The sequence below is a fragment of the Microbacterium wangchenii genome, assembly GCF_004564355.1.
GTDB lineage: Bacteria > Actinomycetota > Actinomycetes > Actinomycetales > Microbacteriaceae > Microbacterium > Microbacterium wangchenii.
This window is the reverse complement of record NZ_CP038266.1, coordinates 736,306-749,469: the sequence shown is the minus strand read 5'-3', so window position 1 is coordinate 749,469 and position 13,164 is coordinate 736,306. Positions and strand designations below refer to the sequence as shown.

General features: G+C 70.0%; 11 protein-coding genes. 5 read left to right on the top strand and 6 right to left on the bottom strand.

The features are described from left to right. The first annotated feature begins 13 nt into the window (after nt 1-13). Nucleotides 14-1,543: an OmpA family protein gene (locus tag E4K62_RS03530; RefSeq protein ID WP_135063594.1), complete on the top strand. Its 1,530-nt coding sequence runs from the start codon at nt 14-16 to the stop codon at nt 1,541-1,543. A gap of 7 nt (nt 1,544-1,550) precedes the next feature. Here the strand turns inward: E4K62_RS03530 and guaA are convergent, their stop codons facing one another. The 5 genes from guaA to guaB all read right to left on the bottom strand — a co-directional run bounded on the left by guaA (nt 1,551) and on the right by guaB (nt 7,284). Further along, nucleotides 1,551-3,131 (bottom strand): glutamine-hydrolyzing GMP synthase, encoded by a 1,581-nt coding sequence (guaA, locus tag E4K62_RS03525; protein WP_135063592.1) that lies wholly within the window; start codon nt 3,129-3,131, stop codon nt 1,551-1,553. Beyond that, a complete protein-coding gene (locus tag E4K62_RS03520) occupies nt 3,128-3,664 on the bottom strand; it encodes a DUF3817 domain-containing protein (protein WP_135063590.1) in 537 nt (178 codons plus the stop codon). Before E4K62_RS03520 ends, guaA begins: the two co-directional genes overlap by 4 nt. Before the next feature lie 70 nt (nt 3,665-3,734). Then, nucleotides 3,735-4,505: an SURF1 family protein gene (locus tag E4K62_RS03515; protein WP_135070857.1), complete on the bottom strand. Its 771-nt coding sequence runs from the start codon at nt 4,503-4,505 to the stop codon at nt 3,735-3,737. An 89-nt stretch (nt 4,506-4,594) separates the two neighbouring features. After that, the gene (locus tag E4K62_RS03510; RefSeq protein ID WP_135070854.1) at nt 4,595-5,710 is read right to left on the bottom strand and encodes a GuaB3 family IMP dehydrogenase-related protein; all 1,116 of its coding nucleotides are present in this window, start codon (nt 5,708-5,710) and stop codon (nt 4,595-4,597) included. A gap of 68 nt (nt 5,711-5,778) precedes the next feature. Continuing rightward, nucleotides 5,779-7,284, bottom strand: a complete 1,506-nt coding sequence (gene guaB / locus E4K62_RS03505; protein WP_135063588.1) for an IMP dehydrogenase — start codon at nt 7,282-7,284, stop codon at nt 5,779-5,781. A 262-nt stretch (nt 7,285-7,546) separates the two neighbouring features. Here guaB and E4K62_RS03500 point away from each other — a divergent pair, with 262 nt between their 5' ends. The 4 genes from E4K62_RS03500 (at nt 7,547) to E4K62_RS03485 (ending at nt 11,596) form a co-directional block, all read left to right on the top strand. Continuing rightward, the gene (locus E4K62_RS03500) at nt 7,547-8,860 is read left to right on the top strand and encodes a branched-chain amino acid ABC transporter permease (protein ID WP_240742804.1); all 1,314 of its coding nucleotides are present in this window, start codon (nt 7,547-7,549) and stop codon (nt 8,858-8,860) included. Between the two features lie 9 nt (nt 8,861-8,869). Beyond that, nucleotides 8,870-9,850, top strand: a complete 981-nt coding sequence (locus E4K62_RS03495; protein WP_135063586.1) for a branched-chain amino acid ABC transporter permease — start codon at nt 8,870-8,872, stop codon at nt 9,848-9,850. 76 nt (nt 9,851-9,926) lie between these two features. Then, nucleotides 9,927-10,862, top strand: a complete 936-nt coding sequence (locus tag E4K62_RS03490) for an ABC transporter ATP-binding protein (RefSeq protein WP_240742927.1) — start codon at nt 9,927-9,929, stop codon at nt 10,860-10,862. Beyond that, nucleotides 10,859-11,596, top strand: a complete 738-nt coding sequence (locus E4K62_RS03485; RefSeq protein ID WP_135063584.1) for an ABC transporter ATP-binding protein — start codon at nt 10,859-10,861, stop codon at nt 11,594-11,596. The genes E4K62_RS03490 and E4K62_RS03485 overlap by 4 nt, the downstream gene beginning before the upstream one ends. A gap of 223 nt (nt 11,597-11,819) precedes the next feature. On the opposite strand, the gene E4K62_RS03480 is transcribed toward E4K62_RS03485, so the two are convergent. Beyond that, nucleotides 11,820-13,103, bottom strand: a complete 1,284-nt coding sequence (locus E4K62_RS03480) for an ABC transporter substrate-binding protein (RefSeq protein ID WP_135063582.1) — start codon at nt 13,101-13,103, stop codon at nt 11,820-11,822. Between the last annotated feature and the right edge of the window lie 61 nt (nt 13,104-13,164).

Genomic DNA, 13,164 nt, shown 5'->3' with positions numbered 1-13,164 from the left:
GGGGGACAGCAGGATGGGCACGGCACAACGATCGGTATTCGGCGCGGCGCTGGCACTGGCACTCGTGCTCACCGGATGCACCGCGGCGCCCGCCCCCGACCCCGGCCCCACCGACGCGCCGGCCGCGACCGACGAGGTCGTCGAAACGATCACCGTGACCGGTTCCGGCGGAGAGATCGAGGTCGCGCTCCATCCCCTCGTCCGGATCGATGACCACCTCGTCCTCACCGCCGACCTCACCGCGGTCGAGCTTCCCGAAGGGAAGGAGTCCATCTCCCCCAGTGCATGGTTCGACCTGGAGACGGTTCCCGGCGTACCGGTGGCCGGCGGCGCCCTGCGGTTGATCGACCCGGCCGCGGGCAGCATCCATCTTCCCGCCGTCGATGCGGCCGGCGCCCCGATCGGCAGCGTGGTCACGCGGTCGCTGAGCGTGAGGGCCGAGCCGGTCCGGCTGCAGCGGGTCTTCGCCGCTCCCGAAGAGGCGGATGCCGCGGTGGGGCTCGTGCTCCCCGGCGCCTACCTCGATGCGTTCCCGGTCGTCGACGGCGAGCCACCGGAGACCGAGGACGACCTGGCCCTGGACGACATCGACCAGGCCCCGATCGTGCCGCTGGAGAGCACCACGCGCGAGCTGGACGGGGCGGTGCAGGTCACGCAGTCGAGTGAGACGCTGCAGATCAGCCTCAGCGGCGATGTGCTGTTCGCCTTCGGTTCGGCCGAGCTCAGCGCGGATGCCGCGACGATCCTGGGCAGCGTCGTCGAGACCCTCGGCACCCGCGAAGCCGGCGTGGTCGACATCGTGGGTCACACCGATGATGTCGGCGACGATGCGTCGAACCAGGCGCTGTCGGAGGCGCGCGCCGCGGCGGTCGCCGGCGCCCTCGGCAGCCTCCTGGAGACGGGCGACTTCGAGCTGCGCCCCTCGGGCCGGGGTGAGAGCGAGCCGGTGGCCGCCAACGACTCCGACGCGAACCGGCAGCTGAACCGACGCGTGTCCCTCACCCTCACCACCACGCAGGTGAGCGAGACCGAGGTCGCGGCCGACGGGCAGCTGCCGCCGTTCGAAGACGGGCCGGTCGCCCCCGGCCCCGACGGCGTGGCGCTGGACATGGGCGCCGCCGGTACCTTCCAGATCGCGGTGCCTTCGGCGCGAAGGGTGGACGGGATGCTGGCGGTCGTGGTCGAGGCCACGCGCACCGACGACGGCGCGTACCGCCTGGGCACGGTCGCCAACCTCTCCCCCGGGCCGTGGAGCTACCGCGGAGCGGGTACCGACGCGCGGCTCTACCCGTTCGCACCCCGGCTCGTGGTCGGGACGAGCGCGGTGTATCCGCTGGACTACCCGATCGGCGCGGAGGAATCAGACATCCAGTGGCGCCTGGCCGGCCAGACCGATGCGCGCGACGGTGCGTCGAGCGGGCAGACGCTGCGCTTCCTCGCCCTGTTCCCCGACGTCCCGGATGCCGACGCCCTGACGCTGGAGACCGACGGCGGGGCGGCGTGGGGGACGATCTATCGACTCACCGACATCCCGATCGAATGAGCGGGGGTCACTCCCACTCGATGGTTCCCGGCGGCTTGGACGTGACGTCCAGCACGACGCGGTTGACCTCGCGCACTTCGTTGGTGATGCGGTTGGAGATGCGCGAGAGCACGTCGTAGGGCAGGCGCGTCCAGTCGGCGGTCATGGCATCTTCGCTGGAGACCGGGCGCAGCACGATGGGGTGCCCGTACGTGCGGCCGTCGCCCTGCACGCCCACCGAGCGCACGTCGGCGAGGAGCACGACAGGGCACTGCCAGATCTCGCCGTCCAGGCCCGCCTTCGTCAGCTCCGCGCGGGCGATGGCGTCGGCGTCACGCAGGATCTCGAGGCGGTCAGCGGTGACCTCACCCACGATCCGGATGCCGAGGCCGGGGCCCGGAAAGGGCTGGCGACCGACGATCGCCTCGGGAAGGCCGAGCTCGCGGCCGATCGCGCGCACCTCGTCCTTGAAGAGGGTGCGCAGCGGCTCGACGAGCTCGAACTGCATGTCCTCGGGAAGGCCGCCGACGTTGTGGTGGCTCTTGATGTTGGCCGTGCCCGAGCCGCCGCCGGATTCCACGACGTCGGGGTACAGCGTCCCCTGGACCAGGAAGCGGATGGGGTCGCCCTCGGCGGCCGCCTCGGCGAGCAGGTCGGTCTGCACGTTCTCGAACGCCCGGATGAACTCGCGCCCGATGATCTTGCGCTTCTGCTCGGGGTCGCTCACCCCGGCGAGGGCGCTGAGGAACGTCTCGCGCGCGTCGACGGTGATCAGGCGCACGCCGGTGGAGGCGACGTAGTCGTTCTCGACCTGCTCGCGCTCACCCTTGCGGAGGAGGCCGTGGTCGATGAACACGGCGGTCAGCTGGTCGCCGACGGCCTTGTGCACGAGCGCCGTGGAGACCGCGGAGTCCACCCCGCCCGACAGCGCCGACAGCACACGGCCGGTGCCGACCTGGGCGCGGATCTTGTCGACCTGCTCGGCGATGACGTTGCCGCTGTTCCAGTCGGCGGGGAGGCCGGCGGCGCGGTGGAGGAAGTTCTCCAGCACCGCCTGGCCGTGATCGGTGTGCTTGACCTCGGGGTGCCATTGCACGCCGTAGAGCTTGCGGGTGTCGTTTGCGAAGGCGGCCACAGGCGTCGCGGCGGTGCGCGCGAGCACGTCGAAGCCCTCGGGTGCGCGGGCGACCTGGTCGCCGTGGCTCATCCACACGTTCTGCTCAGGCGGCTGCCCCTGCAGGAGCGTCCCCTCGGTCACGACCGTCGCATCCGTCGCACCGTATTCGCGCAGGCCGGTGTGGGCGACCTCGCCGCCCAGCGCCTGCGCCATGACCTGGAAGCCGTAGCAGATGCCGAGGGTGGGGACGCCGAGGTCGAACACGCCCGCATCCAGCGACGGCGCACCCTCCTCGTACACGGACGACGGGCCGCCGGAGAGGATGATGCCGACCGGGCTCTTGGCGGCGATCTCCTCCGCCGTGGCGGTGTGCGGGACGATCTCGCTGTAGACGCCGGCTTCGCGCACGCGCCGCGCGATCAGCTGCGCGTACTGCGCGCCGAAGTCGACGACGAGGACGGGACGCTGGGAGGTCTCGGTCTGTTCGGTCACCGGGTGCCTTTCGGGGCGGGTTCGGCGGATGCCGGGATGGATGCGGCGGCTGCGGCCGCCTCGCGCTCATCGAGGTAGGTGCGCACCTGCTTCGCGGTCCTGCCCTCGAGGATGAAGGACAGCAGCGGCACGACGCCGCCGAGGGCCAGGAGGAGGAACCGGCGCAGCGGCCAGCGCATGAGGCTCCACAGCCGGAAGCACGCGAAGAGGTACACGACGTAGAACCAGCCGTGCGCGACGAGGATGAACAGCGAGATGTTCGCGCCGTCGCCGGTGGAGATCATCTCGCACGTGTTGGTCTGCGGCAGGAACAGCGACCACCACTCGCACGTGGGCCCGGCGATGACGGTCGCGAGCCACAGCGGGCCGCCCGAACCGCCCGCGAACAGTTCGAGGTGCAGCGGCGTGTACTTCAGGATCATCTCGGCCAGGAGCAGGAGCAGTCCGATACCGGTGATGATCGAGCAGATCTGGTAGAACTTCAGCGCTCCGCGGATCGCCGGAAACGTGGCGAGTTTGGGGGCTGCGGGCATGGCGGCATTCTACCCGGGCGACCTGTGTGCCCCCGACGAGCGCACGTGCGGCACAGCGCTCGGGCGCGCGTCAGGGGGCGGCGGCATCCTCGAGGTCTTCGACCTCTTTCTCCCACGCGTCACGAGCGAGCCGGTACCACATGTAGAAGGCGAACCCGGCGAACACCGCCCACTCGGCGGCGTAGAACAGGTTGAGCCAGTTCACCGCGCCGCCCTCCTCGGGGGCGGGAGAGGAGATCTCCTCCAGGCCCCCCAGCGCCTCCCACGAGGTGACGTACGGACGATAGACCGACAGACCCTCGATGTCGTGCCACCGCGAGAGCAGCGCCGGCGGCGACATCCGCGTGATCTCCTCCGGATCGGCGCCGGGCGGCGGGAGCGCCGGGCCCTCGTCGGAGATGAGGCGCCCGCTGATCTCCACCAGCGCCTCGGGGTCTGCGGCGGCTTGCTCCGACAGCGCGGATGCGGCGGCTTCGGCACTCGCGCGGTCGGCGGCCCATCCCACCGCGACGGCGACCGACGTCGGCTCGGGGGTGTCGGCCAGGCGCAGCTGCCCGGTCACCCAGTACCCCTCCACGCCGTCGTTCACGCGGGCGGAGACGACGAGGAAGTCGCCGGGGATCCACCGCCCGACCGTCTCCACGCGCTGACCCACGAGCGGCTCCGGCAGGTACTCGCCGGGCTGGGCGACGTCGGCGAGCGGCCGCACCTCCTCGGTCATCCCCGGCGGCGGCGGGGAGGTGTCGATGGCGTTGCCCAGCTGCCACTGCCCGAGCCACGCGAACACCCCCGCCACGACGAGCGACAGCGCCAGCATGCCGAGCCACTGCGGGCGCAGCATGACTTCGCGCAGCGTGGGCGGGAACGCGTCGACGGGCTCGGCGGCCGGGTCGGCGCGGACCGGCTCGTCGCGGGGCGGGACCTCGGACATCAGGAGCCGTATGGGGCGACGACCACCTCGACGCGCTGGAACTCCTTGAGGTCGGAGTACCCGGTGGTCGCCATCGACTTGCGCAGCGCCCCGATGAGGTTGGCCGTGCCGTCGGAGACGGGGGCCGGCCCGTACAGGATCTCCTCGAGCGCGCCGATCTGGTCCACGCGCACGCGGCGTCCGCGCGGCAGCTGCGGGTGGTGCGCCTCGGGGCCCCAGTGATAGCCGCGGCCCGGCGCATCCGTCGCCCGCGCCAGCGCGACACCGAGCATGACGGCGTCGGCGCCCATGGCGAGCGCCTTCACGATGTCGCCGGAGGTGCCCACGCCGCCGTCGGCGATGACGTGGACGTAGCGTCCGCCCGACTCGTCGAGGTAGTCGCGGCGGGCACCGGCGACATCGGCCACGGCGGTGGCCATGGGCGCGTGGATGCCGAGGGTCGCCCGCGTGGTGGACGCCGCTCCCCCGCCGAATCCGACCAGCACGCCCGCGGCCCCCGTGCGCATGAGGTGCAGGGCGGCGGTGTAGGTGCCGGCGCCGCCGACGATGACGGGCACGTCGAGGTCGTAGATGAACTTCTTCAGGTTCAGCGGCGCGCTGCCGCTGGAGACGTGCTCAGCCGACACCGTCGTGCCGCGGATGACGAACAGGTCGACGCCGGCGGCGACGACGGTCTCATACAGCTCCTGCGTCCGCTGGGGCGTGAGCGCACCGGCGACGGTGACCCCGGCTGCGCGGATCTCGGCGAGGCGGTCACGGACGAGCTCGGGCTTGATCGGCTCCGAGTACAGCTCCTGCATACGCCGGGTCGCGAGCGCGTCGTCCAGGGCCGCGATCTCGGCCAGGTGCGGCTCGGGGTCTTCGTAGCGGGTCCACAGGCCCTCGAGGTCGAGCACGCCCAGGCCACCGAGCTGTCCGAGCATGATGGCCGTGCGGGGGCTGACCACCGAGTCCATCGGGGCGCCGAGCACCGGGATCTCGAAGGGGAACGCGTCGATCGTCCACCCCGTCGAGACGTCCTCGGGGTTACGGGTGCGCCGTGACGGCACGACGGCGATGTCGTCGAACGTGTACGCGCGGCGGGCGCGCTTGGCGCGGCCCAGATCGATCTCCATGGTCACCGCTCCAGCCTACCCGCCAGCCGTTTCCGCCCCGCCGGCGCGGGCAGGCACGCGCGCCGGGCCTACTTGCGGCTGTAGTTGGGCGCCTCGACGACGATCTGCACGTCGTGCGGGTGCGATTCCTTGAGCCCTGCCGCGGTGATGCGGACGAAGCGTCCCTTGGCCTTGAGCTCCTCGATCGTGCGGGCACCGACGTAGAACATCGACTGACGCAGTCCGCCGACGAGCTGATAGGCGACGGCCGAGAGTGGCCCGCGGTAGGCGACCTGCCCCTCGATACCCTCGGGGATGAGCTTGTCGTCGGTGGGCACGTCGGCCTGGAAGTAGCGGTCCTTGGAGTACGACGTCTTCTTCCCGCGCGTCTGCAGCGCGCCGAGCGACCCCATGCCGCGGTACTGCTTGAACTGCTTGCCGCCCTGGAAGACGATCTCGCCCGGCGACTCGTCCGTGCCGGCCAGCAACGAGCCGAGCATGACGGTGTCGGCCCCGGCGACCAGCGCCTTGGCGATGTCGCCGGAGTACTGCAGCCCGCCGTCGGCGATGACGGGGATGCCCGCCTCCCGCGTGGCCTGGAACGCCTCCCAGATCGCCGTGACCTGCGGCACGCCGACGCCGGCGACGATCCGCGTCGTGCAGATGGATCCCGGACCCACGCCGACCTTGACCGCATCCGCGCCGGCGTCCACGAGCGCCTGCGCGCCCTCGCGCGTGGCGACGTTGCCGCCGATGACGTCGATGTGCGCGAAGGACGGGTCGGACTTCAGGCGTCGCACCATGTCGATGACACCCGCGGACTGACCGTTGGCCGTGTCCACGACGAGGACGTCGACGCCGACGTCGCGGAGGGCCTCGGCCCGCTCCCACGCGTCGCCGAAGAATCCGATCGCCGCGCCCACGCGGAGGCGCCCGTGCTCGTCCTTGGTCGCGAGGGGATACTTCTCGCTCTTGTCGAAGTCCTTGATCGTGATGAGGCCGGCGAGCTTGCCGTCGTCGTCGATGAGGGGCAGCTTCTCCACGCGGTGCTGCGCGAAGAGGGCGATGACCTCGTTGGCGCCGATCCCGACGCGGCCGGTGATGAGACCCTCGCGCGTCATGACGTCGCGCACCTTCGTCGTGCGCCGCTCGAAACCGGAGACGAACCGCATGTCGCGGTTGGTGATGATGCCCAGGAGCCGCCCGTCGTCATCGACGACGGGGAGACCCGAGATGCGGTACTGCGCGCACAGCGCGTCCACTTCCTCGATCGAGGCATCCGGCGTCGTCGTGATCGGGTCGGTGATCATGCCCGATTCGCTGCGCTTGACCCGGTCGACCATCGAGGCCTGCTCCTGGATGGAGGCATTGCGGTGCAGGATGCCCAGGCCGCCCTCACGCGCGATCGCGATCGCCAGGCGCGCCTCGGTGACGGTGTCCATCGCCGCCGACAGCAGCGGCGTCGCCACGGTGATCCGACGCGTCACCCGCGAGGAGGTGTCGGCCTCGCTGGGGATGACATCCGTGTGCCCGGGAAGGAGGAGGACGTCGTCGTAGGTGAGGCCGACGAAGCCGAAGGGGTCGTGGTTCTCCATGGTTCTCCTGCGCGCGCGGCGCGTTGCTCGAGGGACGACGACGGCCGGCGCGAAAGTCCGCGCTCTACAGATTCTAAGGCGACGCGGGGAAGGAAAATTCCCCCGGATGACTCCGATCGCCCGTGTAGTGCGTAGTATTCCAGACCGGTCACGCGTCATTGCCGTGAGGTAGGTGAAACACGGCCGACACATTACGCTCGTAGCGTCGTTCATCACTGCCGATACGACCCGAACATCGGCTTTGTCGCCGACTGGAGGATCTGTGAGTCCCACGACCACTGCGGCGCGCCGAAAGCGCGCGGGAGCGCTCCCCGCCTTGTTCGCGCTTCTCCTGACGTTGCTCGGAGTGTTCGCCGGCTCGGCGCCCGCCGTCGCGGCCGAGGACGACCCCTATCGCATCAGCGGCAACGTCCAGCTCGACGGCGAACCGCTCGAAGGCGTCATCCTGGTCATCGACGGGCCGGGGGGTGATCAGGAGGCGGAGACGGATGCCGCGGGCCAGTGGCGCGTCGGCGTCCCCGAGCGCGGCGAGGAGTACACCGTCACCCTCGACGAGGACACGCTCCCCGAGGGCATCGCCGTGGTCGACCCCGAGGACGACAGCCCCAACGTGAAAGAGGTCGAGGTCGGCGCCGGCGGCCGCGTCACCGTGAACTTCTTCATCGGCGAGGGCGAGCGCAACGTCACGAGCTTCTTCGACCAGCTCATCCAGCGGACCGTGCAGGGCCTGAACTTCGGCCTCACGCTGGCCCTGGCCGCCGTCGGGCTCTCGCTCGTGTTCGGCACCACCGGCATCTCCAACTTCGCCCACGGCGAGATGGTCACGTTCGGCGCCGTCGCGGCCCTGTTCCTCGTCGGGCTGTCGCTGCCGTGGTGGCTCGGGTTCCCCCTGGCGGTGATCCTGGGGGCGGTGTTCGGGCTCGTGATGGACATGGTGCTGTGGCGGCCGCTCCGACGCCGACGCGTCGCGGTCGTCCAGCTGATGATCGTGAGCATCGGGCTGTCGCTCACGCTGCGGTACATCTACCAGTTCTTCATCGGCGGCGGCACGAGCCAGCTGCCGTTCTCCTCGGCACCGAAGATCAACCTGTTCGGGTCGGTGCAGATGAGCGTCATCGACATGGTCTCCATCGGCATCTCCCTCGTCGTGATCGTCGCCTTCGCCCTGTGGCTGACCCGGTCGCGGCTGGGCAAGGCCACGCGAGCCATCTCCGACAACCCGTCGCTTGCCTCCGCATCCGGCATCGACGTCGACTTCGTCGTCCGGGTGGTGTGGATCGTGGCCGGCGCGATGGCCGCCCTGGCCGGCATCCTCTATGCGTACTACCGCCCCGGCATCAAGTGGGACATGGGGGCGCAGGTGCTGCTGCTGATGTTCGCCGCCGTCACCCTGGGCGGCCTGGGCACGGCGTTCGGCGCCCTCATCGGCGCGATCGTCGTGGGCCTGCTCGTGGAGGTGTCGACCCTGTTCGGCATCCCGTCCGACCTCAAGTACGCCACCGCACTTCTGATCCTGATCGTCATCCTGCTGTTCCGACCGCAGGGTATCCTCGGCCGCCGCGAGAGAATAGGTTAGGCGCGAACCATGGACTGGCTTCCCATCCTCTCGAACACCGCATCCTCGATCCTCAGTCCCGCCACGATCGGCTACGCGCTGGCGGCCCTGGGCCTGGCGGTGCACTTCGGCTACGCGGGCCTCATCAACATGGGCATCGCCGGCTTCATGGCGATCGGCGCCTACGGCTACGCCATCTCGATCCTCTCCTTCGGGCTGCCCTGGTGGGCCGGAGCGCTGGTCGGCCTGGGGGCTGCGGCGGTGTTCGCCCTGATCCTCGGCATCCCGACGCTGCGGCTGCGAGGCGACTACCTCGCGATCGTCACGATCGCCGCCGCCGAGGTGGTGCGCCTGCTGTTCCTCACGACGGCCTTCGACGAGTTCACCGGCTCCGCCGACGGGCTCAGCGGCTACCACACGAGCTTCCGCGCCTCGAATCCGCTGCCCGACGGCACCTATGGCCTCGGGCCGTGGACGTACAACGAGAACGGGTGGTGGGTCCGCATCATGGGCCTGGTCACCCTCGGCATCGCCGTGCTCGTGGTGTGGATGCTCATGCGCAGCCCGTGGGGCCGCGTGCTCAAGGGCATCCGCGAAGACGAGGACGCCGTGCGCTCGCTCGGCAAGAACGTCTTCTCCTACAAGATGCAGTCGCTCGTGCTGGGCGGCATGCTCGCCGCGGCCGGTGGGATCGTGTACGCCCTCCCCTCGGCGGTGAGCCCCGGCGTCTACGTCACGTCGCTGACCTTCTTCGTGTGGACCGCGCTCCTCCTGGGCGGTGCGGCCACGGTGTTCGGACCGCTCCTGGGCTCGCTCATCTTCTGGGTGCTGCAGACGTTCCTCTCCAACGTGCTGCCGGCGCTCGTGCAGGCGGGCTTCCTGCCCTTCATGAACCAGATCCAGGCCGGCACGCTGCGCTTCATCCTCGTCGGCGTCGCGCTGATGCTGCTGGTGATCTTCATGCCGCAGGGCATCCTCGGCAACAAGAAGGAGCTGACCTTTGTCAAATAACGCACCTTCCCCCGGCGGGGACATCCCCGTCGAGCCGACGCCGACCTCCCCCACGCCGCGCGCGAAGGCCACCGGCCTGCACGTGGGCACCCCCGGCCCCGGGGTGAAGAAGGTCGACCCGATCATCGTCGCCGACGACATCACGCGCTCGTTCGGCGGCATCAACGCCGTCGACGTCGAGCACCTGGAGATCCCGCGCGGCGCGATCACCGCCCTCATCGGCCCCAACGGCGCGGGCAAGACGACGCTCTTCAATCTGCTCACGGGCTTCGACAAGCCCAACAGCGGATCCTGGACCTTCGACGGCAAGTCCCTGTCGGGGGTGCCGGCGTACAAGGTCGCCCGTATGGGGCTCGTGCGCACGTTCCAGCTGACCAAGGCCCTGGGCCTGCTCACGGTCATGGAGAACATGAAGCTGGGCGCGACCGGTCAGCGCGGCGAGCGGTTCTTCCAGAGCCTCATCCCCGCGATGTGGCGCCCGCAGGACGCCGGGATCGAAGAGCGCGCGGAGGGCCTGCTGCGCAAGTTCAAACTCGACGCGAAGGCCGACGACTTCGCCGCTTCCCTCTCCGGAGGCCAGCGCAAGCTCCTGGAGATGGCGCGCTCGCTCATGACCGAGCCCACGCTCGTCATGCTCGACGAGCCGATGGCCGGGGTGAACCCCGCGCTGACGCAGTCGCTGCTGGACCACATCCTCGACCTCAAAGACCTCGGCATGACCGTGCTGTTCGTCGAGCACGACATGCACATGGTGCGCCACATCGCCGACTGGGTGATCGTGATGGCCGAGGGCCGCGTGGTCGCCGAGGGCGATCCGGAGTCGGTCATGAAGAATCCCGCCGTGATCGACGCCTACCTGGGCGCGCACCAGGAGCTCGACCTGGGCGTGGTCACCGGCCGCATCCCGGTCATCCTGGCCGATCCGACGACGGATGCCGCCGCATCCGAGAGCGCCAGCGCCGCGATCCTCGTGGACGAGGGCGTCGCCGAAGACGAGGAGAACCGCCGATGAGCACGGTCGCCACCGACACCGCCGTCGTCGTCATCGACGACGTCCACGCCGGCTACCTCCCCGGCGTGAACATCCTCAACGGCTGTTCGCTGACCGCCTCCCAGGGGGAGCTGGTCGGGATCATCGGCCCGAACGGCGCGGGCAAGTCCACGCTGCTGAAGGCGATCTTCGGGCAGGTCAACGTGCGCTCGGGGAAGATCCTGCTCGAGGGCGAGGACATCACCGGCCTGAAGGCGAACAAGCTCGTCGGGCGCGGGGTGGGCTTCATCCCGCAGAGCAACAACGTCTTCCCCAGCCTCACGATCGAGGAGAACCTCCAGATGGGGCTGTACCAGCGCCCCAAGGCCTACAAGGAGCGCCTGGAGTTCGTCACCGGCATCTTCGCGGAGCTCGGCAAGCGGCTGAAGCAGCGCGCAGGGTCGCTCTCCGGCGGCGAGCGGCAGATGGTCGCCATGAGCCGCGCGCTCATGATGGACCCGAAGGTGCTGCTCCTGGACGAGCCGTCGGCCGGTCTCTCGCCGGTGCGGCAGGATGAGGCGTTCATCCGGGTCTCGGAGATCAACAAGGCCGGCGTCACGTGCATCATGGTCGAGCAGAACGCGCGCCGCTGCCTGCAGATCTGCGACCGCGGCTACGTGCTGGACCAGGGCCGGGACGCCTACACCGGCACCGGCCGCGAGCTCCTGAACGACCCCAAGGTCACCGAGCTGTACCTCGGCACCCTCGGCCAGTAGCCCGCTCGCCCCGCCCCGCCGCCCCGCGGCCATCCGCGCGCCCGCGCCGCCCGCGCCGCCCGCGCCGCCCAGTGCTCCGCGAGACTGCACGCACGTGACGAGACCGCGACATCATGTCGCGGTCTCGCCGGTGGCGTGCAGTCTCGCGGATCTGGGGTGGGCCGGGCGGGCACGGGGAAGGGCCCCGGTCGAAGACCGGGGCCCTTCCGTGTGGATGCTGCGATCAGCCCTCGTAGGCGGAGTAGTTGTTGTCCTCGCCGTACTGGTAGATGCCGATCGACGCCTCGGTCGGGTCGCCGACCTCGTCGAACGTGATCGGACCCGAGATGCCCTCGTAGTCGGCCGTGCCGCCGTCCAGGATGATCTGGGCGCAGTCGGCGTACGTGGAGCACGTCTCCCCGTCACCCGAACCACCCGAGACCTCGATGAGCTTCTCCGCGATATCCGCGGAGTCGGTCGACCCGGCCGCGAGGGCCGCGAGGGAGAGCAGGATCGTGGCGTCGTAGGACTCGGCCGCGTAGCTGTAGTCCTCCAGCGCCGGCAGACCCTCCGCCTCGACGAACGCGTCGAGCTCGCCGGTGAAGTCCGCGATCGAGTCGATCGACAGACCGGGCAGCGTGCCCTTGGCGCCCGTGAGGGAGCCGGCCGGGAACGCGTCGGCGAAGTTCTTCAGGTTGCCGTCGACGAAGTACAGGTCTTCGGCCGGGTACGACCCGAACAGGCTCGGCAGGATCGTGGCGACCTCGTCGAACGTGATCAGCGCGATCGCGTCGGGGTCGGCCGCGAGAACCTCGCTGATCTGCGTGTCGAACGTGGTGTCACCGGTGTTGTACGTGGTCTCGGCGACCACCTCGCCACCGGCGGCCTCGAAGGCCTCGGAGACGTACTTGGCCAGGCCCGTACCGTACGAGTCGTTGAGCACGATCAGGCCGAGGGTCTGGTTGCCGTCCTCTGCGATGAGGTTGCCGAGCACCTCGCCCTGCAACACGTCGGAGGGTGCGGTGCGGAAGTACAGGCCGTTGTCCTCGTACGTCGTGAACTCGTCGGAGGTGTTCGCCGGCGAGAACTGGATGACGCCGGCACCGGTCACCTGGTCGATGAACTGCAGCGAGACGCCCGAGGACGCGGCGCCGATGACGGCGGAGACGTCCTCGGCCAGCAGGCGGGGGATCTCGGTCTCGTAGGCCTTGTTGTCGGTGTCGCCTGAGTCGCCGAAGACGACCTCGAGCGACAGACCCGTCTCGTCGGAGATCTCGTTGATCTGCGCCGCGGCGTAGCCGACGCCGGCCTCTTCCGGCGGGCCCAGGAAGGCCAGGGTCCCCGTCTGGGGAAGCGCCGTGCCGATCTTGAGGTCGAGCTCGCCGCCGACTTCGGAGGAGTTACCGCCGCCGGTCTCGGCGGCCTCTCCGCCGCCACCGCCGCACCCGGCCAGGAAGAGCGCGCTGACACCGGCCACGGCGATGGCGCCGAAGACCTTGCCCGCACGCGAACGTGTGAAGACGCTCATGATGCTCCTTGCTGTGTATGAACGCTGGCCGACTCGGGCGCCGACCCAGTGCCCCAAACCT